Annotated in this window: 23 protein-coding genes; 4 read left to right on the top strand and 19 right to left on the bottom strand. The window is 42.1% G+C overall.

Annotation, left to right across the window (positions count from 1 at the left end):
• From FNT16_RS08370 to FNT16_RS08310, 13 genes are all read right to left on the bottom strand, one after another.
• Positions 1-903, bottom strand: a complete 903-nt coding sequence (locus FNT16_RS08370; protein WP_143871166.1) for a D-alanine--D-alanine ligase — start codon at positions 901-903, stop codon at positions 1-3.
• On the bottom strand, positions 903-2,387 hold the full coding sequence (gene murC / locus FNT16_RS08365) for a UDP-N-acetylmuramate--L-alanine ligase (RefSeq protein ID WP_143871165.1): 1,485 nt from the start codon (positions 2,385-2,387) through the stop codon (positions 903-905). The genes FNT16_RS08370 and murC overlap by 1 nt, the downstream gene beginning before the upstream one ends.
• Positions 2,384-3,460 carry an undecaprenyldiphospho-muramoylpentapeptide beta-N-acetylglucosaminyltransferase gene (gene murG / locus FNT16_RS08360; protein WP_143871164.1) on the bottom strand — a complete coding sequence of 359 codons (1,077 nt, stop codon included), beginning with the start codon at positions 3,458-3,460 and terminating at the stop codon, positions 2,384-2,386. The genes murC and murG overlap by 4 nt, the downstream gene beginning before the upstream one ends.
• Positions 3,453-4,679, bottom strand: coding sequence for a cell division protein FtsW (gene ftsW, locus FNT16_RS08355; RefSeq protein ID WP_143871163.1), 1,227 nt, complete (start codon positions 4,677-4,679; stop codon positions 3,453-3,455). The genes murG and ftsW overlap by 8 nt, the downstream gene beginning before the upstream one ends.
• A gap of 1 nt (position 4,680) precedes the next feature.
• Positions 4,681-5,766: a phospho-N-acetylmuramoyl-pentapeptide-transferase gene (gene mraY, locus FNT16_RS08350; RefSeq protein WP_143871162.1), complete on the bottom strand. Its 1,086-nt coding sequence runs from the start codon at positions 5,764-5,766 to the stop codon at positions 4,681-4,683.
• Entirely contained in the window at positions 5,760-7,139 is a 1,380-nt protein-coding gene (locus tag FNT16_RS08345; RefSeq protein ID WP_143871161.1) for a UDP-N-acetylmuramoyl-tripeptide--D-alanyl-D-alanine ligase, read from the bottom strand. The genes mraY and FNT16_RS08345 overlap by 7 nt, the downstream gene beginning before the upstream one ends.
• Complete coding sequence (locus FNT16_RS08340; protein WP_143871160.1) at positions 7,136-8,674, bottom strand: UDP-N-acetylmuramoyl-L-alanyl-D-glutamate--2,6-diaminopimelate ligase; 1,539 nt, start codon at positions 8,672-8,674, stop codon at positions 7,136-7,138. The genes FNT16_RS08345 and FNT16_RS08340 overlap by 4 nt, the downstream gene beginning before the upstream one ends.
• A complete protein-coding gene (locus FNT16_RS08335) occupies positions 8,667-10,406 on the bottom strand; it encodes a penicillin-binding transpeptidase domain-containing protein (RefSeq protein ID WP_143871159.1) in 1,740 nt (579 codons plus the stop codon). The genes FNT16_RS08340 and FNT16_RS08335 overlap by 8 nt, the downstream gene beginning before the upstream one ends.
• Entirely contained in the window at positions 10,403-10,744 is a 342-nt protein-coding gene (gene ftsL, locus FNT16_RS08330; RefSeq protein ID WP_246072439.1) for a cell division protein FtsL, read from the bottom strand. The genes FNT16_RS08335 and ftsL overlap by 4 nt, the downstream gene beginning before the upstream one ends.
• On the bottom strand, positions 10,731-11,672 hold the full coding sequence (gene rsmH, locus FNT16_RS08325; RefSeq protein ID WP_143871158.1) for a 16S rRNA (cytosine(1402)-N(4))-methyltransferase RsmH: 942 nt from the start codon (positions 11,670-11,672) through the stop codon (positions 10,731-10,733). The genes ftsL and rsmH overlap by 14 nt, the downstream gene beginning before the upstream one ends.
• A gap of 20 nt (positions 11,673-11,692) precedes the next feature.
• A complete protein-coding gene (gene mraZ, locus FNT16_RS08320; protein WP_143871157.1) occupies positions 11,693-12,151 on the bottom strand; it encodes a division/cell wall cluster transcriptional repressor MraZ in 459 nt (152 codons plus the stop codon).
• Between the two features lie 454 nt (positions 12,152-12,605).
• A complete protein-coding gene (gmhB, locus tag FNT16_RS08315) occupies positions 12,606-13,139 on the bottom strand; it encodes a D-glycero-beta-D-manno-heptose 1,7-bisphosphate 7-phosphatase (protein ID WP_143871156.1) in 534 nt (177 codons plus the stop codon).
• Positions 13,129-14,184, bottom strand: a complete 1,056-nt coding sequence (locus tag FNT16_RS08310; protein WP_143871155.1) for a glycosyltransferase family 9 protein — start codon at positions 14,182-14,184, stop codon at positions 13,129-13,131. Before FNT16_RS08310 ends, gmhB begins: the two co-directional genes overlap by 11 nt.
• A 93-nt stretch (positions 14,185-14,277) precedes the next feature.
• On the opposite strand from FNT16_RS08310, the gene FNT16_RS08305 reads away from it, so the two are divergent.
• Positions 14,278-15,012: a 3-deoxy-D-manno-octulosonic acid kinase gene (locus FNT16_RS08305; RefSeq protein ID WP_143871154.1), complete on the top strand. Its 735-nt coding sequence runs from the start codon at positions 14,278-14,280 to the stop codon at positions 15,010-15,012.
• Between the two features lie 23 nt (positions 15,013-15,035).
• Here the strand turns inward: FNT16_RS08305 and FNT16_RS08300 are convergent, their stop codons facing one another.
• The 5 genes from FNT16_RS08300 to FNT16_RS08280 all read right to left on the bottom strand — a co-directional run bounded on the left by FNT16_RS08300 (position 15,036) and on the right by FNT16_RS08280 (position 19,893).
• Positions 15,036-16,142, bottom strand: coding sequence for a 3-deoxy-D-manno-octulosonic acid transferase (locus FNT16_RS08300; protein ID WP_246072472.1), 1,107 nt, complete (start codon positions 16,140-16,142; stop codon positions 15,036-15,038).
• A 172-nt stretch (positions 16,143-16,314) separates the two neighbouring features.
• Positions 16,315-17,760: a bifunctional D-glycero-beta-D-manno-heptose-7-phosphate kinase/D-glycero-beta-D-manno-heptose 1-phosphate adenylyltransferase HldE gene (gene hldE / locus FNT16_RS08295; RefSeq protein WP_143871152.1), complete on the bottom strand. Its 1,446-nt coding sequence runs from the start codon at positions 17,758-17,760 to the stop codon at positions 16,315-16,317.
• Positions 17,761-17,763: 3 nt separating this feature from the next.
• On the bottom strand, positions 17,764-18,345 hold the full coding sequence (locus FNT16_RS08290; RefSeq protein WP_143871151.1) for a D-sedoheptulose 7-phosphate isomerase: 582 nt from the start codon (positions 18,343-18,345) through the stop codon (positions 17,764-17,766).
• Positions 18,342-19,103, bottom strand: coding sequence for a glycosyltransferase family 2 protein (locus FNT16_RS08285; protein ID WP_143871150.1), 762 nt, complete (start codon positions 19,101-19,103; stop codon positions 18,342-18,344). Before FNT16_RS08285 ends, FNT16_RS08290 begins: the two co-directional genes overlap by 4 nt.
• A 1-nt stretch (position 19,104) precedes the next feature.
• On the bottom strand, positions 19,105-19,893 hold the full coding sequence (locus FNT16_RS08280) for a glycosyltransferase family 2 protein (protein WP_143871149.1): 789 nt from the start codon (positions 19,891-19,893) through the stop codon (positions 19,105-19,107).
• 149 nt (positions 19,894-20,042) lie between these two features.
• Between FNT16_RS08280 and FNT16_RS08275 the strand changes: the two genes are divergently transcribed.
• The 3 genes from FNT16_RS08275 (at position 20,043) to FNT16_RS08265 (ending at position 23,066) form a co-directional block, all read left to right on the top strand.
• Positions 20,043-20,951 (top strand): polysaccharide pyruvyl transferase family protein, encoded by a 909-nt coding sequence (locus tag FNT16_RS08275; protein ID WP_143871148.1) that lies wholly within the window; start codon positions 20,043-20,045, stop codon positions 20,949-20,951.
• Between the two features lie 261 nt (positions 20,952-21,212).
• Positions 21,213-21,902 (top strand): putative nucleotide-diphospho-sugar transferase, encoded by a 690-nt coding sequence (locus tag FNT16_RS08270; protein ID WP_143871147.1) that lies wholly within the window; start codon positions 21,213-21,215, stop codon positions 21,900-21,902.
• Positions 21,903-21,905: 3 nt separating this feature from the next.
• Positions 21,906-23,066: a polysialyltransferase family glycosyltransferase gene (locus FNT16_RS08265; protein WP_143871146.1), complete on the top strand. Its 1,161-nt coding sequence runs from the start codon at positions 21,906-21,908 to the stop codon at positions 23,064-23,066.
• Here FNT16_RS08265 and FNT16_RS08260 read toward each other — a convergent pair.
• The gene (locus FNT16_RS08260; RefSeq protein ID WP_143871145.1) at positions 23,012-24,160 is read right to left on the bottom strand and encodes a glycosyltransferase; all 1,149 of its coding nucleotides are present in this window, start codon (positions 24,158-24,160) and stop codon (positions 23,012-23,014) included. The genes FNT16_RS08265 and FNT16_RS08260 overlap by 55 nt on opposite strands.
• Between the last annotated feature and the right edge of the window lie 2 nt (positions 24,161-24,162).

Here is a 24,162-nt window from a genome sequence, read left to right as displayed (position 1 = left end):
TTATTTCGCTGTAGCCAATATTCTGCTGACCAACTGCTCAAAACTGATGCCGGCAGCTTTCGCGGCCATTGGCACTAAACTTTTTTCTGTCATGCCCGGTATCGTATTGGCCTCAAGCAAATAAAACGTACCATCTTCTGCACGCATTAAATCCACCCGTCCCCAACCACTGGCGTCCAATGCGGAGTATGCTTGCAGCGCCAACTCTTGGACTTGCTTTTCATCTTCTGCAGACAACCCGCATGGACAATGATACTGAGTACTATTTGATAAATACTTAGCTTCATAGTCATAAAACACTCGCTCTGGTTGCATGCTGATTACGGGTAACGCTTGGCCATCCAATATGCTCACGGTATATTCTGGGCCATTAATAAACTGTTCAATGAGCACATCTTGATCAAACTCAAATGCATTAGCAACCGCGCTTTCTAGCTGATCCGGACTATCTACTCGGCTCATACCTATACTGCTGCCTTCTCGAGCCGGTTTTACAAATAAAATGTCACCGAGCCGCGTAAATATCTGCGCATAGTCAATTTTCTGATTCGGCGTGACCCTAACATACTGTGCAGTCGGCAGGCCACAGCTTAACCACACTTGTTTACTACGGATTTTATCCATCGCCAAGGCTGAACCCAGTACACGGCTTCCGGTGTAAGGTAATGCCAAATATTCCAAAACCCCTTGAATCACTCCATCTTCACCGCCCCGACCATGCAATGCGATAAAAGCTTTTTGAAATCCCATTTGTTTTAATAACAAGGGGGAGGTTTCCCGTGTATCAATTAACTCCGCGTCATGCTGGCTATTAATTAATGCTTGATAGACCGCCCGACCCGATTTGAGTGAAATTTCGCGCTCTGCTGAATTACCACCGTATAAAACTGCAATTTTTTCCATCACCCGTTCTCCCCAGCAGCCGCCTTGCTGGTGTAGTCTTTCATTTGAACTTTATCCAGCTGTAATTCTTTTAATAATTTTGCAATAGCGCCAATGTTGCCGGCACCTTGTGTTAAAAGTACATCATCTGCTTGTAATACATTGGCCAGTTCAGCCGGCAGTTGTTCGGGCGCTGCAATATAAATCGGGTCGATTACACCACGCTGACGAATTGAGCGACTCAGATTACGGCTGTCTACGCCAACGATTGGTGCTTCACCTGCACTATAAACTTCTAATAACAATAAGACATCAACTTGTGATAATACCTGCACAAAGTCATCATAAAGATCGCGCGTGCGACTATAACGATGCGGTTGATAAGCCATTATTAAACGCCTATCCGGATAGGCTGCTCGAATCGACTTTATCGTTGCTAATACTTCTGTTGGGTGATGCCCATAATCATCAATAAATTCAATGTCGCCTCCGTCAATAGCATATTGCCCCATTTGCTCAAATCTGCGCCCTATCCCTTCAAAAGAGTCTAGCGCAGCCAAAATACCTTCATCTGCAATACCTTCGTCAGTCGCTACGGCGATTGCGGCTGCGGCATTAAGCGCATTGTGATAGCCTGGCAGATTAAGCTTAACTTGCAGATCGGGTAATTTAGGTTTGATATTACGCTCGACGGTAAAACAACTTTGTTTGCCTGTTTGTGTAAAGTCTTTAATTCTAAAATCAGCATTTTCTGTAAAGCCGTAAGTCAGGTAATTACGCCCCAGTGACTCGGCGACTTTTTCGACATTTTTATCATCTATACACAACACTGCGAGCCCATAAAAAGGCAAGTTGTGCAAGAACTCTTTGTACGTCGCCAGCATCTTTTCAAAGTCACCATCATAGGTATCCATATGATCAGCTTCTATGTTGGTCACAACCGAAACCATTGGCTGCAAATGCAAGAACGAAGCATCACTTTCATCTGCTTCAGCAACCAAATATCGACTTTTTCCTAATCTGGCATTGGTTTTTGCGCTGTTTAAACGGCCACCAATAATAAAGGTTGGATCTAACTCAGCTTGCGCAAAAATGCTGGCGATCAAACTGGTTGTGGTGGTTTTTCCATGCGTACCAGCGACCGCGATCCCATGACGATAACGCATAATTTCTGCTAGCATTTCAGCGCGCCGAATGACCGGAATTCTTTGCTGTAATGCCATCGCAACTTCAGGGTTTTCTTGGCTGACAGCACTCGAGATAACTACCACGTCAGCGCCAAGAATATTACCCGCATCGTGACCAATCATAATTTCAGCGCCCAAAGATTGTAGACGCTGAGTATTGGCACTGGCGTACATATCCGAACCAGATACCCGGTAACCGTCTGTCAACAATACTTCAGCGATACCACACATACCTGCACCACCAATCCCGACCATATGAATCAGGTTTACGCGACGCATTTCTGGTATTTTATATTCGCTATTGTTGGTTATTTTCATGCTTGCCCTACAGTTATTTGCTCTATTGCTTCTGCTAATTCATATCTGGCATTAGGCTGCGCTACTTTTTTGCAGGCTAGTGCCATTTGTTTAATTTTCTCTTTGTGCTGCATTAAATCGCCCAGCACGTCTTTCAATTTACCGGCTTGTAGCTCACTTTGCGGTAAGAGTATTGCTGCATTTTCATCAACTAAAACTCTAGCGTTAAGCGTTTGATGATCATCTACAGCATGCGGTAAAGGCACAAAAATACTTGCTATTCCACACGCTGCGATTTCAGATACAGTTAATGCCCCCGCTCTGCAAATCACTAAATCAGCCTTTTGATAAGCTGCAGACATATCCTGAATAAACTCCACAACCTCGGCTTGACACTGACTATTGCCGTAAGCCGCTCTCACTTCCGCTAGATTATTTTTGCCAGCCTGATGTTTGACTTTAATTTTATGTGAATCTGCTAACTGGGCTATCGCATGTGGCACACAGGTATTTAACACCTGTGCACCTAAACTGCCGCCGACAACCAATATTTGCAATTCGTCACTCGTCCCTTGATAAATTGCCTTTTTTTCAATTGCAGCACGTACCGGATTACCCAATACTTCATAGGTAACCTGTGGTAATTTTTGGGTATTTTCAAAAGCCACTACAACCAGTTTGGCAAATCGCGCCAAAATACGATTGGTCAGTCCCGCGACCGCATTTTGTTCATGAATCACCAAACGCTTGCCACTCAACCGTGCTGCCAACCCTCCCGGCAAAGCAACATACCCACCAAACCCGACGACCACATCTGGTTGAAATTCCGATATCACTTTTTTTGCCTGACAAATGGCTTTTAGCAAAACAAAAGGGGTGAGCAATTTGCGCAATAACCCTTTATTACGCACCCCTTTTATTTCGATAAAACGAATATCAATACCAGCTTGCGGCACGATATGCGCTTCCATTCTGTCTTGTGTGCCTAACCACATCACCTGCCAGCCTCGTTGCTGCAGTTCTTCAGCCACCGCTAAACCGGGAAAAATATGGCCACCGGTACCACCTGCCATAATCAGTATTTTTTTACTCATCTTTGCCTTTCCTTTTGCCCCTTGTGCTTCGCGTTGCTTGTGTCGTCATTAACCTCAGCTCATGATCAATTCGTAAAATCAGTGCTATCGCAATACTCATCACAATCAAACTACTTCCGCCGTAACTCACCAAAGGCAAAGTTAATCCTTTGGTTGGCAGCATGCCGGCACTTGCACCGATATTTACGGCTGCTTGAAAACTGATCCAAATACCAATGCCATAAGCCAAATATGAAGCGAATGGACGCTCCGCCAACATTGCTCTGTGTCCAACATTGATGGTTTTACTGACCAAGCTGAACACTAAAACAATGACACATGCCACACCAACATAACCAAACTCTTCAGCCAAAATTGCAAACACAAAATCTGTATGTGCTTCAGGTAAGTAATCTAACTTCTGAATACTGTTACCTAACCCTGTGCCAAACCAGTCACCACGGCCATATGCCATTAAACTTTGCGTTAACTGATAGCCTTTACCAAATGGGTCTTCCCACGGGTCTAAAAAAGACAAAATGCGGCGCATCCGATATGGCTCTATCACGATTAAAATCACAATAGCTGAAATACCCGTCATAAATAGCGCAAAAAACTGCAGCAATTTAGAGCCAGCCAAAAACAACAAACCCACTGTCGTAGCAAACATCACCACCACAGTGCCCAAATCAGGTTGCATCAACAACAACATAGCCAGCAAAAAAAACACGACCAAGGGCTTAATAAACCCCTTGATACTTTGTTTAATCTCGTTTTCACGCCGCACTAAATAACCGGCTAAATAGGCGAAAAAAAACAATTTAGCCGGCTCTGCCGCCTGTATGTTAATAGGCCCAATGGCCAACCAACGTGTTGCCCCGTTTACAGTGCGTCCAACAATGAGTACAGCAATCAATAAAACAAGCGCAACTAATAATAAATAAGGGTTAAATTTTTCCCACCAGCTGACCGGTAATTGCAATACCGCCAATGCAATGACAAAACTTAAAACTAAGTAAATCATATGCCGAATGACAAAATGCAACGGGTTATCAAACTCGCGCATCGCATAAGGCAATGAAGCAGAAGCCACCATAATTAATCCAACGATTGCCAAACTTAAAGCAATCAGCACAATACTTCTGTCGTACAAAGCATGTGTTTCAGAAACGCCAAAAGCGCTTTGAAAAAAGCGCTGTAGTTGTTCCTTAAATGTCGGTTTAATCGCTTCGCTAACCATATTATCTCAGCTTCAATGTTGCTAAACCTATCAAAACCAAAACGAGACTGATGATCCAGAAGCGCACTATCACTCTGGGTTCAGGCCACCCTTTTAACTCATAATGATGATGTATTGGCGCCATCCTAAAAATGCGTTCGCCGCGTAATTTATAACTGCCAACCTGTAAAATAACGGATACGGTTTCCATCACAAACACGCCTCCCATTATGATCAGGACAATTTCCTGTCTGACTAAAACCGCGATAACGCCTAAGGTTGCACCTAATGACAGTGAACCCACATCACCCATAAAAACTTGTGCCGGATAAGTGTTAAACCATAAAAAGCCTAATCCAGCGCCAAAAATTGCCGTGCATACAATAACGAGCTCACTGGTCTCTGGTATAAATGGAATATTTAGATAGGCAGAAAAGTTCACATTGCCTGTCACATAAGCTATTAATGCAAAAGCAGCAGCAACCATAATGGTTGGAACAATGGCTAAACCATCTAAGCCATCGGTTAAATTAACAGCGTTACTGGTGCCGACAATAACAAAGTAAGTTGTCACTAAGTAAAACAACCCCAATTGCGGTAAAATTTCCTTGAAAAATGGAATCAATAACTGTGTTTCAGCAGCCTGCTCTCGTGTCATGAACAATATCAGTGCAACGACAATCGCAGTAACGGACTGCCAGAAATACTTCCAGCGCGCAATTAACCCTTTGCTGTCTTTGCGAATCACTTTACGATAATCATCAACAAAGCCGATCGCACCAAATGCCAAAACGACAAACAAAGTCACCAGTACATAACGATTTGTCAAATCAGCCCACAGTATGATGGAAGTCGCAATAGCACCCAAAATCAGTATTCCGCCCATGGTCGGTGTCCCTGATTTAGAAAAATGTGATTCGGGTCCATCCGTGCGAACCGTTTGCCCAATTTGCATGCGCTGCAAATAACGAATCAGTTTAGGCCCTAGAAACAAAGACAAAAATAAGCCGGTTAAAATACTTAATATCGCTCTGAATGTAAGATAAGAGAATACATTAAAACCTGGGTCTACATTTTCAGTGAGCCATTGTGCAAACCAAACTAACATTGTGCTTGCACCCCACACTTTTCTTTTAATAATGTGACAAGTTGTTCCATACCTGCACTGCGGGAACCTTTAATCAAAACTGTAACCTTTTGTTTATTATTAGAATTTATCTTTTCATTAATCTCAGAAAGTAATTTTTCAGCTAATAACTCAAAATCATTAAACTGAAATTCAGGGTTTTCTTGCGCTTTTTTGACCCAGTTTCCTTTGACGTAGAATCCTTCTAAGCTGGCTTCTTTTGCATATACACCAACGGCTTGGTGCACTTCTTCAGCATATTGCCCCATTTCAGCCATATCACCCATAATCAAGTATCGAGCACCTGGCGCGCTTTTTAGTAAATCTATCGCAGCCAACATCGAGCCCTGATTTGCGTTATAACTGTCATCAATTAATGTAATCTTGCCCAATTCTATCGGTTTGACGCGGCCTGCTACTGCAACTGTTTCTGTTAATCCTTGGCTTATTAAACTTTTATCAATGCCTAAACACAGGGCGCATGAAATAGCCGCCATCGCATTATTAACATTGTGTTGACCGGGAATATTTAATTTGACCGGATATGTCTGCCCTTGATATACCCATTCAAACTGAGGACATAAATCGTCCTGAATTACGACATTACGGGCATACACATCGGCAAACGGCTGACGAGAGTAGGACAATTGTTTACGACCGGATAATTCTGATATCCAATCTCCGATACAATCTAAGTCAGAGTTAACAACCGCCCAACCATTATTAGCAAGCCCTTGATAAATTTCACCTTTGGCTTGAATAACACCGGCCAGTGAGCCAAACCCTTCTAGGTGAGCTGCACTGACATTATTCACCATGGCAACATCAGGCTGAGTTAAATTAACCGTATAGGCAATTTCGCCGATGTGGTTTGCACCCAGTTCAATCACTGCATATTGATAGCTTTCATCCAAACGCAATAGGGTTAATGGTACGCCAATATCATTGTTGAAATTACCGGCCGTTGCCAACGTTTTGCCTGCCAGCTTGAGAATCGCTGCTAGCATTTCTTTTACTGTCGTTTTACCACTGCTGCCGGTAATAGCGACTGTTTTAACTTTGGCTCGTGATTTATTAAAAGCGCCAATCTGTCCTAACGCGGTTTTGCAATCATCAACGATTAATTGCGGTACTGCGACTTTTTGTTCTGTGCTGACAATCAAAGCAATTGCACCGGCTTCAATTGCACTTTGGCAAAAATTGTGACCATCAAAGCGTTCACCGACAATAGCTAAGTAACAATCACCCATTTGCACTTTTCGACTATCATGGCAAATTGACTGTATGTTAGCCTCGCCACCGACCAAACGCCCACCTGTTACCTGTGCCAGTTCACCTAATGATACGGAAATCATGCGGCCTCCCTAGCAACTTGAGTAACAAACGCTCGTTCATCATATTCCACTGTTTGCTCGGCAAAAATTTGTGTTTTTTCGTGCCCTTTGCCAGCAAGCAAAATCCAATCATTGGCTTGTGCTTGAGCAACCGCTAAACGGATCGCTTGTTTGCGATCTAGCTCAATCTGATAGTCAACATTAATTCCCTGCCCGATTTGTTGTGCGATGGCTTGTGGTTCTTCACTACGAGGGTTATCGTTCGTAATAATAATCTGATCAGCATTTTTTTCGGCTATTTGTCCCATGACTCGGCGTTTTGCCTGATCTCTATCACCGCCACAACCAAATATAACCCATAATTTGCCACGACAATGCCGCCGACACGCTTGCAGCGCCATTTCTAATGCTTCAGGGGTATGGGCAAAATCAACCACCAAGCAACGACTATCTGAAATTGGAAATTTTTCCATTCGACCAGCCGGCGCTTTAAGTTTTTGCACAGCCGCTTGCAAACTGGATAGCGAATAGTCCAATGCATACAGAGCAGCAACAGCCATCATGCTATTGGTTATATTAAAATCAGCTATCAGTGGTAATTCAAAAATAACGGAAGAATCGCTCTGTTTTCGCCCTAAAAAGTTCGGAGTAAATGCACACTCCAAAGTAAAACCATTTTCATGCACGGCAATACTTTCTATTTTCATACTCACAGGTTCACTGGTTTCGCTTTTTTGACTAATGGTTACCAGCTTTTGTGAAGGGTTTGTGTGCTGCAACAAGTGATACAGTTTCTGACCATATTGATTATCCAGGTTTATCAGCGCTATCGCCTTGGGATTCTGAATAAACAACTCGGCTTTAGCATTAAAATATGCCTGCATCGACTGATGATAATCAAGATGATCATGCGACAAGTTGGTAAAGGCCACTAAATCAAAGTCTACAGCTGAAACGCGCCCTTGTTGCATTGCATGTGAAGAAACCTCAAGTGCCGCGAGTTCAACCTCATCTCTTACAAATTCGGCTAGTAAGTTTTGTAAAGTAAATTCATCCGGTGTTGTTAAGCCTGTAGCAATTGCATTATCTTGCCACCTAGCACCGAGCGTACCGATATAAGCGGCTTGTTGATGACAATTATCAGCTAACTGACAAATCATATCACATAAAGAGGTTTTACCATTGGTGCCAGTTACACCAACGACCTTGAGTGCTTTGGAAGCATGGCCATAAGTTAACGCCGCTAATTCGCCACTAAAAGATTTTAAATCATAGACATACACCACAGGCACGTCTGAGATAGATTCTGTGTGGCCGTGTAAAGCTTTTTCCTGTGTTTCCTGCAAGATTATACATGCACCGTTTGCGATAGCTAACTGTGCAAATTTAATTCCATGTTGTGCATGACCAACAAGCGCTAAAAAACAGTTATTTTCTTTTATCAGGCGACTATCTTTTTGTACAGCGGTAATAGGTATCGCTGGTAAATTTACCTCAACAATGCGTGCAATATCAGTGTTCAAATTCTGTTCTATGTTTTGCATGACATCAGGCATCCGGTCGCGCTCCTTTTATCTGAGCTAACTGAATTTCATCTGCATCTTGTTTGTCGGTTGGGATATTCAAAATTTGCAGTGCGCCCCCCATCACCTTGCTAAATACAGGCGCAGCTACGTCACCACCATAATACTGATCGCCTTTTGGATTGTTTATCACAACCACCAACGCAATTTTAGGATTGGAAACAGGCGCTAAGCCGGCAAACAAGCCAACATAATCGTTACCATACCCACCTGCTACCGCTTTACGTGACGTCCCAGTTTTACCCGCAACGCGATAACCATCAACGGCGGCTTTTTTCCCTGTGCCATCTTCAGCGGTGACTGATTCCATCATACGAATCAGTTGATTCGCTGAACTGTGGCTAAACACTCGCTCACCGGGTAAGGGTTCATCTAACTTTAATATGCTTAACGGTCGGCGAATTCCACCATTTGCCAAGGTCGCATACATTTGTGCCAGTTGAACCGGCGTCACAGATACCCCATAGCCAAAAGATAGAGTAGCCAATTCGAAATCTGACCAACGTCTTCTGTCATAAAATATACCTGAGCTTTCACCTAACAATCCGGTTCCCGTATCACTGCCAAAACCGGCATTATAAAAAGCGTCTAGGAAGTTTTCAGATGGCAATGACAACGCAAGCTTAGTGGTCCCTACGTTGCTAGATTTTTTAAGAATACCTTCGAGTGTCAGTTCACCGTGATTTTTACTGTCTCTAACTCGCCGTCCGCCAATTTGCATCCAGCCCGGAGAAGTATTCATAATCGTATTGGCGTTAACACTGCCAAACTCTAAAGCAGCCAAAACAGCTAAAGGTTTGGCCGTCGAGCCGGGTTCAAAAGTATCGGTGATCGCACGATTACGCATCGCTGACGGAGTGATCGTTTTGCGGTTGTTGGGATTGTAAGAAGGGTTATTGACCATCGCCAACAATTCACCGCTTTCTACATCAACCGCAACCACCGAACCTGAATCAGCCTGATAATATTGCACGGCTTTTTTCAGCTCCTGGTAGGCTAAAGTTTGAATACGCTGGTCAATGGCCAGTGTAATATTTTTTGCCTGTTGCGGTGCTTCTTCTTCCAGCACATCGATAATACGACCTTTTGCATCACGCAAGATGCGTTTTTTACCTTCTTCACCAGTTAACGCTTCATCAAACAACTTTTCGATACCATCTATTCCAATGTCATCGATATTGGTAATCCCAACTAAATGCGCATTTACTTCTGCTGCTGGGTAATAACGTTTTGATTCAGCACGCAAATAGACACCTGGTAGTTTTAAATGCTCTACATAGTCAGCCATAGCTGGTGAGACATGACGCGCTAAATAGACAAACCGGCTCTGTGGATTCGCGGATACCCGCTGTTTAGTTTCTGCTACATCTAAACTTAGGATATCTGCCAAAGCGCGCCACTCACGCTCTTTGCTCAGCGAATTACTTTCTGCAATTTTTTTCGGATCTGCCCATACGGTCTCAACAGGCACGCTAATTGCTAACTCTAAACCATTTCTATCTGTGATCATGCCACGCAAAACAGAGTCAGCTAAAGTACGCTTTATACGCATGTCACCTTGTGCACGTAACATGTCGGGAGAAATAACCTGAATATAGGCTGTACGCGCTAATAAAGCAGAAAAAACAAGCGCGATCAGGCCAAAAACGGTATAAAACCGCCATTTCGCTGTGCCAGTTTGTTTGAGCTGCTTACGCTTATTCATGGTTGTTTAATCACTTTTTCCTGAGCCCCCTGTGGGCGCACCATTTTCAATTTATCTCTTGCTATTTGTTCTATTCTGTTGTGCTCGGACAAGGCATTGTGCTCTAACAACATATGCCGCCAATCCACATCTAATTTATCTTTGTTTTCCAACAATCTCTGGTATTCAGCATTCAGTTGCCTGTTACTCCACGCATAGTAGATAACGGCATAACCACTGACTAAAACGGCAATAATCAAAAACATGATAAAAAAATGATTAAACCAGTCTTTAATTATCACCAGCGCCAAATTTGGCAGTCGTGATTTTTCATTTAATTTTTTTTTATCGTCCGACACGCTCGGCAACCCTTAACACTGAGCTTCTCGCTCTAGGATTGGCTGAGACTTCTTCATCACTCGGTTTTAACGCTTTACCAATTAACTTTAATTTGATGTCTTTGTTTAACTCAGCATCAGTAATCGGTAGCCCTTTAGGGACAACCTTTGCTTTACTTTGCGTACTAAAAAATCGCTTAACGATGCGATCTTCAAGTGAGTGGAAGCTAATAACCGACAAGCGACCACCAATCGCCACCACATCTAACGCCCCCTGCAAGGCCTCTTTTATCGCATCTAGCTCACCGTTGACCTGAATACGCAACGCTTGAAAGGTTCGCGTCGCTGGGTGTTTGCCCGGTTCTTTTTTCTTAATAATACGTTCTAATAGACCCGCTAATTGCGCTGTACGGGTAAAAGCTTTCTCCACCCGATCATGCACAATGGCTCTTGCGATCTTTCGCGCAAACCTTTCTTCGCCATATTCTTTTAAAGCAAAACTAATATCTTCTTCTTTAGCGGTTTGTAACCAGTCTGATGCACTCACTCCGATAGTCGGATTCATACGCATATCCAAAGGTCCGTCCCGCATAAAACTAAAACCACGTTCTGCCTCATCCAATTGTGGCGAGCTCACACCGAGATCCATCAACACACCATCAATTTTGCCAACTAAATTGCGCGCTTCTATTTCACTGGCAATTTGACTAAAGTTGCCATGAATAATCTCAAACCTCGGATCATTGAAATATTTATCGGCCCAAGCTATCGCGGTCGGATCTTGGTCAAATGCCAACAAACGACCTTGCGCGCCCAACCTTTCTAATATCGCTCGGCTATGTCCTCCGCGACCAAATGTGCAATCTAAATAGATGCCATCTTTTTTGATAGCCAATCCGTCAACAGATTCTTTTAATAAAACGCTAATATGGCCGCTTGACTCTTGCATGTATCGCTCAGTTTTTTTATTTATAAAGTAAAGTCTTGTAATCTTTCTGTCAGCTCGAAATCGGCTGAGTTAATCAGCTCCATATCAGCTTGCATTTGAGCCTCCCAAGTCTGCTGACTCCAAATCTCAAATTTATTGAGTTGTCCGACCAAGGTGACTTGTTTTTCTAATTGTGCAAACTGTCGCAAAATAGGCGGAATTAATAGTCGTCCGCTTTTATCGATTTCCAGTTCAGCTGCATTACCCAACACCCGTCGCTTAAACATCCGCTCGGTGGGTACCATGTCAGATAAACCACGCAACCGCTTTTCAACCGATTCCCACTCGCTCATCGGATACAACAACAAGCAAGGTTGGTTTAAGTCTGTTGTGCAAATCACCTCACCACCGCAACCTTCTTGCAGTGGATCGCGATAACGCGTCGGGATTGTTATCCGACCTTTGTTATCCATTGTGATGGCACTTGAGCCCCTAAACACGGTTGATTAGCCTATTAATTCATCAGTTAACTGTATATTTAATCAGGGTTTTTATTGTGAATCTTACATTTTGATCCACTTTACCCCACTTTATACCACATTTGCACAGTTTGTGTTTGCCTCTACATTTTGTCAAGGCATAAATAACATTCAAAATGTGTAGTAATCGCTGTTCTGAGAGGGCCGCTATACAAGTGGCTGAAAAGTGGTAAAAAATGGGAAAAGATACTGAGAAAGATTTTATAGAACAAATTCTAAGCTACTAATAGCAAATGATTATCAAAAAACACCGCAATTGATAATCATTTCCATTTGCATTTATAAAAAGTGCTGATATGATGATTGCAGAGTTGATAATCACACCCACAGTTATCAACTCTATCTCCGTGGCTTGTGGCGGTGATACGGACTGTTAGCTCATTGCACTCCGTATCACCGCTACCTTTTTTAGTTTTTACAGTTCAATATGTTCGATTAGACTGACGACCCGTGTCGCATGGTGAGTCGAATCACCCGCTAAGGTTTTTGAAACTAAAACTCGGTTTGTAATGCCCGCCGATTGTGCGGCTTGCATGTCAGATATTTTGTCACCGACCATAATTGAATTTGCTAAATCAATATCGCCCTCACGGGCAGCGCGCTTTATCATGCCGGGATTAGGTTTTCGACACAAACAATTATGCTGATACTGTACACCGCCGTGATCTGGATGGTGGGGACAATAATAAATAGCGGAAACAAGCACATTGTGCTGGGCGAACCTTTGACTCATCCAAATATGCAAGCGACGCACATCGTCTTCTGTATAAAAGCCCCGAGCAATTCCCGACTGATTGGTCACAACAACTATTTTGTAACCTTGCTGTTGTGCCTTTAAACACAGATCAAAAATACCGGGAACAAACTCAAATTCACTGATTGTATGTACATAACCGCGATCAACATTGATAACACCGTCGCGATCTAAAAATAAAGCTTTATAAGACATTAATTTTCTCTTCTTGAATAATTCGATCTAGCATATCTGTCACTTGCTGCACACTAATAGCTGACATTAAACTTTCGCCTTTTACCCGTTTGCCCCACTTTGACTGCGGTGCTGTTTTGCCAGTTTGCGCCAACAGATGTTGATGATAACTTTCCACCACATAGTCTTGATATAGATAGGGCCCAGTACGAGCTGGGTTGCTATGTGCATACAATCCAACAACAGGCGTTTTCTGTGTGACTGCCATATGCGCAGGTCCGGTGTCAGGGGCAATCACTATGTCGGCTTTTCCTAACAGGGCCAATAACTGTTTTAGATTCGATTGACCAACCAAGTTGATAAGTTGGCTTGTTGAGTGCTGCTCAATTTCAGTCGCTAACGCACGCTCTAACTCAGTTGGACCGCCCGTTAGTATCACTTTAAATCCTTTTTCAACCGCATAATCTGCAACCGCAGCATATCGTTCAGGCAACCAATTACGTTCAGCCTTGCTGGCCCCGGCCGAAATTATCAATGTCGGTTGCTGTTCATTGATTTGTTGCAGAGCCCAATCTTGTGCATCTTTAGGCAGGTTAAATTGCCAATTCGCTTGAAAAGCCGGCACACCAATCGCATGTGCGAAGGCAGCAAAGCCATCATACACATGTGGGTTGTTCGGCATTGAGCAAGATTCATCTATAACCAGACTATGTAATTCTTTTGATAAATTTTTCGGAAATCCAATTTTGCGCTTAGCTTTAATAAAAAATGCCGCTATATTAGCTCGCAATGCCAGTTGCATATGCAACAATACATCAAAGGTTTGCGGTAAATCTTTTCGCAATTTTGCATAAGCCCGCCAACCTAGTTTTTTATCAAAGACGACAAAGTTTATCCCTTCAATGCCATTTAACAGTTGATATTCAACTTTGCCCACAATCCAGGTGATTTGAGCTCGAGGATAATAATCACGAATGGCTTGTACCGTAGAAAGCGCATGGCAAACATCGCCAATCGCTGACAATCGCAATATACATATAGAACGAATTGAAGCTGCATCTCGCATAAAACTAATCCGTAAGGCTCCCAAAATAGACAACAGTTTGTTGAACGCGATTGAGTCGGTTATACTCAGCGAAAAACAACAGAGCGTGAAATTTTGCCACAAATTCAATCAATCACAAACTCCGAGCATCTTATTTTACCTGCTAAGACAAACTTAGAGGTGAGTTCTCAGTGGTTTTCGGTTGAATACTGGCAACAACAAAATGCAATCATAGGCCACTCTGTTGGCCGCAATACGACTTATTTTTTTCGACACAAAGAGCGCAATTTTGTACTACGCCATTATTATCGCGGCGGTTTAATTGGAAAAATAGCACGCGATGGTTATTTTTATCTGGGGTTGAAAAAGTCGAGAGTGTATCGCGAGTTTGCATTGCTAGAAAAGCTATCGGATTTGGGCTTAGCGGTACCCAAACCTATTGCAGCAAGACTTAAACGTAAATGGCCACTGTATACTGCGGATATCATCATGCAGCAAATATCTGCCGCACAGGATTTGTTTCACATTCTCAAAAAACGTCCTATCGAAGCTGAAATCTGGCAAAACATCGGCAAAACAATTGCAGAATTTCACCTGAAAGGGGTGTATCACGCCGATCTAAATATTCACAACATTATGCTAGATGAACAAGGGCAAACTTGGCTCATCGATTTTGACCGTGGACAAATCATCGATCCCAAAGTCAGTTGGCAACAAAACAACCTTAAAAGATTGCTCAAATCTTTTCATAAAGAAAAAGGGAAATACCCCAGTTTGCACTGGCATTTTAGCAACTGGCAAACCTTATTATTAGCTTACCAATCAGAGATAAACAGAGTCCTTCGTTAAATTGAATGCCCGAGCATTCGACCTTAAGCCAAATCATTAATGACACTCATGGTTTTTTGTACCGCGCCCTGATTGATCATCACCACCTCGTTCGCCGCAACTGAAGCTTGATGTAATAGCGTATCCGATAACCAATAGTCAATAACCGAATCAGCTATCTGCGTTACATCCGAAACAGTTTTAAACGCACCGGCGGCGGCTAATGTTGCGCACATATCGGCACAGTTATTTTGTTTGGGTCCCATTAAAATAGGCTTTCCTAACGCGGCCGGTTCCAGTGGGTTATGCCCACCTCGATTAACTAAACTGCCACCAACAAATGCAATATCGGCTAAAGCATAAAATTGCATGAGTTCCCCCAAAGAGTCTAATAACCAAACTTGAGTATGCGCTTCAACCGTTGAAGCTTGGCTACGCAAAACGAAGTTAAAATGGCTTTCTTTTTTTAAGTATTGCGCAACTTGTACAAAACGTTCTGAGTGACGTGGCGCGACAATTAATAACGCATCCGGAAATTGCTGTAATATTTTTTGATGCGCAGCAATTATGATCTCGTATTCCCCCGGATGAACGCTCGCGGCAATCCAAATCTTACGTTTTAAATGGTGCTGTGAATGCAATTGAATAATTTGTTCCGGCAACCTTTCATCTAACTGGATATCAAACTTCAAATTTCCACATATTTGTATATTGCGATTAAACGCCTGATAACGGGCCTGATATGTTTTATTTTGCGCGGCAATGACGTCAAAACACGCCAATGCAGGTTTAAACAAAGTAGCAAATTTCTGATACGAACGGAGCGAATTTTCCGACAATCTCGCATTAATCAGAATCAGAGTTGCACCTGTACTTTTAATGCTGGCCAGCCAATTTGGCCATATTTCAACTTCAGTAAATAAACTTAATCTAGGTTGTAAAGCTTGAGAAAAACGCCGGCTAGCATCCCAACTGTCCAGTGGCGCCATCAGTTGAATAACTTGCCCAGCAAACAGTTTTTCAACCTGCTGAGCACCTGTTGGTGTACTATTGGTCACAACAAGACTTAACTCAGGGTAGGTTTTAAGCAATTGTTTAATCAAAGGGGCAGCGGCGTTAACTTCTCCCATAGAGGCACAATGCACATGAATGCACTGCTGCTTGCATGTTTGTTTTATGTGTGTGGGAATAAAACCCAGTCTTTGCCAGAAACCGTTCCGGTACCTTCTGTCGAACAAGCTGCGATAACCTAAATAACAAATTATCACAGGCAATATTAGATACCAGCACAAGCTATAACTAAAACGATTCAACAAAATCAACTCAGTTTTGTTTTTCTAAAATGCGTTCAATCATGCCAGATGTCGAACAGCCATCAACAAACTTGATAACACTGACCTGCCCACCATTTTGCTGAACAAACTCTGCACCAACAATAGTATCAATTGTATAATCACCGCCTTTAACCAAAACATCGGGTTTAACAGACTTGATTAATTCAAGTGGTGTATCATCCCCTTCTTTACCAAAAGGGATAACCCAGTCGACAGATTTTAACGCTGTCATAACGGCCGCACGCTGGGCCAAAGGATTAACCGGTCGAGACGGCCCTTTTAAACGGCTGATACTATCATCTGTATTTAAGCCTAAAACCAAACGGTCGCCGAGCGATTTTGCTTTTTCTAAATACGCTACATGGCCTGCATGTAAAATGTCAAAACATCCATTGGTAAAGACTATTTTTTCCCCAGCCTGACGCGCGAATTCAATATGTTGTAAAACATCATCAAACGGACATTGATAATGCTGACCTGCCGTTAACATTTGTTGATTGACTTGGCGAGCAAGTTCTTCAGGTCGAACGGTCGCAGCGCCCAATTTTGCGACCACAATACCGGCTGCAAGGTTTGCATATTCCGCGGCCTGACTGATGGGTAAACCCAGAGCGGTCATAACCGCTAAGGTCGCAATTACCGTATCACCTGCACCGGTCACATCACTAACCTCCCGTACCTGAGCCGGCATATCAACTTTTTCAGTTGCGGTAATGGCAGACATGCCCTGTTCACTGCGCGTTAATAAAACCGATTCGATACCCGCATCCGCCATCAGTTTACGCGTACTCAGTGCGATGCTCTCTTCGTTTGCAGCATCACCTCCGGCAAGTTTAAATTCACCTAAATTAGGCGTGATTATATTGGCACCACGATACAAAGTTAAATCGCTTTGTTTTGGATCGATTAGTACTTTTTTGCCTTGCGCCCGGGCAATTTGAATCATTTCAGAGATATACAACAAAGAACCTTTGTTGTAATCGGAAAATACCACTACATCGTAATCAGGCAGGACACTTAATAATTTATCTTTCAATTTTTCCGCGATTTGAGCACTAAAAGTTTCTTCAAAATCTAACCGTACAACTTGCTGATGACGGCTGATAACCCGCAATTTAGTAATAGTTGGGTGTTCATCCTGCATCAACAACTCAGAGCAGATTTGTTCATCTTTTAAAATTTCGCTTAGCCGGGCCCCATTTTCATCATTGCCAATAATACCCAACAACCCGGCCTGACCATCCAGATGCGCAATATTTCTGGCGACATTCGCGGCCCCGCCAACTTTATCTTGCTGTTGATTTACTTTGACAACAGGCACCGGTGCTTCTGGTGATATACGCTGTGAATCGCCAATCATATAACGATCTAACATCACATCGCCAACAACTAAAACTTTAGCTTGGTTTAAACGCGAAAATACCGACAAGTCCATAAATTAGTCCTGATACAATAAGTCAAAAGCCTCACACAACCAGTGCCCCATAAACAAGTGTGCTTCTTGTATGCGAGCCGTTTCCGGGTGGTTTACAATAACGGATAGTTGTGCAATATCTTTGATTAAACCACCATCACGACCGGTAAATGCAACAGACGTAGCGCCTAAATCGTTCGCCGCCTGCAAAGCTAAATTAACATTCGGGCTTTTACCCGAGGTTGATAAACCAATCACGACATCTTTATCGCTACATAAAGCTTCTACCTGACGGGCAAAAACAGTATCAAAACCATAGTCGTTTGAATGCGCGGTTAGAATCGAAGTATCAGTTGTCAGCGCAATAGAAGCTAACGCTCGGCGGTCTTTTTTAAAACGGACAACAAATTCGGCTGCCAAGTGTTGGCTGTCGGCAGCACTGCCACCATTTCCACAAAAAACGATTTTTCCGCCTTGTTGAATCGCGTTTTGACAAATTTCCACCAACTTTAACAGCTCAGGCTGATGTACAGATAAAGTGTTAAATAACGCCAAATGGCTGTCGAGGTTTTCTTGAAAAGATGTTTTTAGAGTTTGCTGATTCATGCTTTATCCGTTGTTTTGTATTGTTCGTATAGCTTAGCTTCTTTTAAAAAAGAATACATTGCCTCAATCATGGCATGTATAAAACCACGCCAACCAGACAAGAACATTTTGTGCAGAAAATACGCTTTAATAAACGCAATTGGAAATATCAATAATAATTTTAACAAAGAATGTTTTTTGCCTTTAATTTTTTTCTGCCGCGCGCCCAAAGTGGAATAGGTATTCTGTTTGGCCATAAAATCCGCAGCGCTCTGATATCCATAGTGCAGAATATTGGATTTAATGCGGCTGACTTTACCTTCTAAAATCACATTTTCATGCACTAAACGATCGGTGGGATAGCGAGCTTTTGATTTTTTAAAGACTCGCACAATAGAACGTTTGTGTGATTGAGGGTGCATTGGTCGCCCCATAAACACATCTTCAAAATTGACTCGAATACCATCGCAACTATCCGCTTCGATTAAAGCTTTTATTTCAGTAATGACATCGGGTGTGACAATTTCGTCACCGTCTAAGTTAAACACCCATTCGTTTTTACACAAATTCATGGCAAAAGATTTTTGCTTAGCAAAACCAAGCCATTGCTGATGTATCACGCGCGCACCGGCTTTTTCAGCAATTTCCACAGTGCCATCTGTTGAGCCAGAATCGACAACGATAATTTCATCAAATTCAGAAACAGCCTCAATTGCCTGCTGAATCGTTGCGGCTTCATTTAGGGTGACAAAAAATACACTTAAACGACTTTTATGCACATTAAACAACCTTATCTTCTTTCACTTTGCTTTCCATAGTAATTGCTGCCAATGCGGCATACTTGTGATAAGCATATTGACCCAAGATTAACGCCATAAAAAAACCACGTTTACCATCTAAGAACCCCAACCTAAAAATATACTGCTGTATAAAGTCGGTAAAAAAGCGAACACAAGCAAATGCTATTGAGCTTCTTTTGCCCTTTTTATATTTTTCTTCAGCTAACAAATAGGCATACTTCAAATGTTTTTCCTGCACATGTTGATAATTTCGCCAACTGTGATGCGCAATTGGCGATTTTAAAACATGAATTCTTTCTTCTGGCATTTGTAAGGTTTCATGCACTTGCGAGTTTTTAAATTGCACGCCCGTTTTTAAAAACAATTTGCCTTGCGGCGTTGAATAACGGCCATGATTTAACGGTTTACCGAAAAGGTAGGTCTGCCACGGTATTTTAACCATATTGAAATTTGGGTTTTGCTGAGCAAGCAAACTATCAATTTCGGCTTTAACGGCTGGATTTAAGCGTTCATCGGCATCAATGTTTAACACCCAATCATGCTTACAATAGGTTAAAGCTCTATTGCGTTGAGGTCCATAACCGGGCCAGTCTGTCTGATAAACTTCATCCGTATACTTACGTGCGATTTCTACCGTATTATCCTGGCTGCCAGAATCTAATACGATTAATTGGTCGGCCCAGCCAGCAATCGATTTTAAACAGTCTTCGATACGGTCTGACTCATTACATGCAATGACAAAACAGGAAAGTGGTTGGCGACTATGCATTTATCTAATTAGGTATGATTCAATGGATTTAGCGCAAGGATATCAGAAGTTAAGGCGTTCAACTATATTTGTCTAAAATTTGGCAGCGAACGATTAATTCATTTAAGATAGGTGCTAATCAACTTTTTAAATAGATATATCCCACTAGAATGCAATTAGAATACTTTAGAGCAAAGCATAATAATTTTGGCGACGATCTTAACCCATGGCTTTGGGAAAAGCTCATACCCACAAATAAAAATAGTCATCAAGTATTAGTTGGTATCGGCACATTGCTCCGACCAGAGTTAGTGAGTAAGCTAAAAGGTAAAGAAGTACATATTTTTAGTTCTGGTGCATGGTTGAATGCGGACATTCAGTTTCCGGATAGCTGGAAAATCCATGCGGTACGTGGGCAACACACGAAAAAATGTCTCGAAGTAGAAGATGTTGCACTAGGAGACGGGGCCTACTTATTACCACTAGTTGATATGCCGCCCGCTAGCAAAATGCCCGATATATGCTTTATGCCACATCACGAAAGCTTAGACCTGTTTGATTGGGAAGCACTGTGCGAGGAAATTGGCATCGGATTCATATCTCCGCGCGATGACGTCGAAACGGTTTTATCTCAGATGCAAGGTACAAAAAAACTAATAACCGAAGCAATGCATGGTGCAATTGTTGCGGATGTACTTAGAATCCCTTGGTTTGCAGTAAGTTTTTCCCCTAACTTCGAAGAAAAAAAATGGCATGACTTCGGCTCTGCGCTGAATCTAAAAATAAAAATTCAACCACTTACTTTCATTGTAAACAATCGAAAAGCTAACTTAAAAAGTATAGCAAAATCAATCAAGGGCTCTGCAGCACGCTTAAAAATCGGGCCGCAAAAATGGCGAAAGTTTCCTTGGCAATGGTTTGCTTCGAAGCAGCAGTATCAAAAACTGATTAACGAAATGCAATCTATTGCTGGCAACGAAAATTTCACTTTGAGTAAAGAATCCGAATTTACCAACACCTGTGAAACGTTAGCATCACGCTTAGACGATCTGATTAAAAATCACATAAAAAACCAATAGCAAAAATTAAGCTGCCAACAGTATAAAAAATCACGTTTAAGATATTTAGGCGTATTAGATTAATCATAGCGTCGTGGGCAATATCAATTCCTCAATGACCCTACCAAAGGAATACGTTAGCCACTCATAATAGGTAACTACAAATCACACCTCTAAGTACTGTTGACGCTGACTTGTTAATAATCGACCATAGTTTATTAATCAATCTGTCATTATTACCCCGTAAAATTCTTTTATTTACATCCTAGATGTCAGTTAATTATGATCATTGTCGCTTTTCATACGAATGACCCTCTTTATAATGCACACTGCGAGCTACTCAAACGATCTGCGGAAAAGTTAAACCTCAGCGTAGATGTAACTTGTATAGAGCCATCAGACTGGCTAACCGCAACGGCATTTAAAGCGCGTTTTCTATTGGATATGCGTAAAAAGCATACAGGGCCAATACTTTATGTGGATGCAGATGCTTTTATCCACTCCAATCCGAAAGAAATTTTAGCCAATTATGATGCAGATATCGGCGTGCATTATTTAAATAACCAAGAGCTCGTCAGCGGTACACTTTTATTAAATGACACGCAATCAACACATAAACTATTAGAAAATTGGGTTGCCGCAGTGGCTGAGTTTCCCTGCACGTGGGAGCAAAAAGTTTTACAAGAGCTGATTAACGAAAAACTAAAATCAGGTCAGCTGTCAGTTGCTCATTTACCCGCAGAGTTCACTTTTATATTTGATATTAGCCGCGAGCAACAACCTCTGGCTGTGCCCATCATAGAACATTTGCAAGCCGCCCGAGAAATTCGTCTCAAGAAAAAAAACAATAAATGGTTTCGCCGTTTATCCGGCATCAAGAAGAAACCGAATAAGAGATTATTGGCACGGCGTAAAAAAGTTGAAGAGCTCGCACAAAGCGTTGATTTTGTCTTCCCGTTTGAGCGCATTTAGCCTATGAACAATAGCGTTTTTTATTTTGCATCTACACCACTGAATATCATCTTGGCGTGCTCTTTGGCAGTAAATAACCGGCCAGCAAAAAGCAAAAATGCAGTCTTGATATTAATTGATCAAACAAGTGGTGAACAAGTAAACCCTTATTTTCTAGCAATCAAAAAATGGCGCGAATCGCCCTTTAAAAATGTAGTTATTCTGTCGTACAAGCATAAAGCGATATGGCAAAAACTCATAAAACGGCGTGCATCGTTAAAGCGCTTAAAACGTTTAGTAGCACAATATCAACCTGTTGAAATTTACACAGGTAACGACAGACGAATTGAATTTCAATATGCACATCATTTAATGCAACAATCAAACAAACAAAGCTGCTCATCTTATTATGACGATGGATTATTTAGTTATATCCCCAGAAACGCCAGCTGGACAGAAAAATTAATCAGTAAACCGGCAAACTATTTGTTTTATGGCAGATGGCGCGAAACACCCGAAAGTGCAGGCCATTCAAAGAAAATTTCGAATGTTTATGCCGCTTACCCCGAGCTGATATGTCCGCAATTAAAAAACAAACAGTGTTTTAAGCTGCCGCAAAATATTAATCACCCTCCGATGCAAAATCTGGCGGATATTTTACTCGCACATTTAATGGCGGATAAACAACTCAACAAATTAAGAGATGCACTACATCAATCTAAAAATGTATTCATTTTACCGCATCAATCCAATTATCAGAGCGTCAAGAATTACCGTGCAAAACTCATGGCAATCATTAACAAAGACAATACAAGCAGTTTAGTGAAATACCACCCTAGAGATGCGCAATATGACGGCTTAGACCTAGCATCTCATAACAAAGTGCGGTTATTAGAAGCCGCCGTACCTTTTGAGTTTTATTTGCCGTACCTAAACACGCCTTGTATCAGAGGGGATGTTTCAGCAGCACTTCTGACCACTAAATGGCTACGCCCCGACCTAAAAGTCATCGCAGTCACGACCCGTGCTGATTCAAGCGGCCACCGCAAAACAGAGAGCAATACAGAAAGCAATACAGAAAGCAATACAGAAAGCAATACAGAAGATAAAACCAATAGCAGCTCATCAAATCAACAACTTTTAGCCTTGTTTAAACGTTTGGGCATTGAGGTGAGTGACTGGTAAAGCGAGCAATAACTGTCTGCCATCACTTGAATTGAAAACTCCTGCAGCATTTTCTCTCTGGCTTGTTTAGCATAGGTACCTCGCAGTTGAGGGTTGAGTATCATGGTTTCAATTGCATCACTCAGTGCGCGCTCATCCCCTGCGACTAACAACAAACCATTTCTTTGATGCTCAACCGCTTCAGGAATTCCACCAACGGCACTGGCGATAATGGGTACCTGACAAGCACTCGCTTGCAACAATGATACCCCCAGTCCTTCTGAAAATGCTGGGTGTACGACTAAATCTAGGTTCGGCAACACTTTATCTAAATCACTTCTAAAACCAGCAAATTGAACAATAGGCTCAATGCCTAACGTATTGGCGAGTGACTTAAGCTGATTGTCTAATGGTCCTTTGCCGAAAACCAATAAACGGATCTGCGGGTATTTTTTTGCTAATTTTCGCAATGCAGAAAACAATATGCGATGCCCTTTTCGCTCGATGAGCTGAGCAATAATTGCTATAACAAAGTGCGAATCATTTAAATTAAAAGTTGAATAAAACCAGTCTGAGTCTGGCGTGGCACTATATTTTTCAGTATCAACAACACTGCGAATAGTAGCCAATTTTGATTCGGCTACACCTTGCTGTAGCAATACCTGTTTAATACCGTCAGAGATACAGATTGTTTTGGCAAAAAGCGGATATTTAATGCGACATAACCAAGGCGGCTCTTTGTTATCGACTCGACGTGTCAATAAACAAGGAACCGATACAAGCTTAGCCGCTAAACCTCCGAAGATGTCAGCACCACGGCGACTATGCACATGTAAAATATCCGCGTTTGTCTGTTTTAAAATTTTAGCGATTCGAAACGTTAGTGTGATATCCAGCTCACCTTTCATCTTAATTGGTATGACTTTGCAAATGTCGCTGCCAATACCACTGTTAATATCCTGACAATGTTTAGCTATCTCTGAGTTTTCCGGACACAACAGGATGTTTTCTATTGCTGGATTTTTTCTAAGTGCCTGCAATAAATAAACGACCTGTAGCGCCCCACCGTAAAGATGGCGACCTGCTTCGATATGCACTATGGTTATTTTTTTCATTA

The sequence above is a fragment of the Catenovulum sediminis genome, from assembly GCF_007289895.1.
Classification (GTDB): Bacteria; Pseudomonadota; Gammaproteobacteria; order Enterobacterales; family Alteromonadaceae; genus Catenovulum; species Catenovulum sediminis.
The sequence above is the reverse complement of the archived record's forward strand: the minus strand, read 5'-3'. Positions and strand labels throughout refer to the sequence as shown.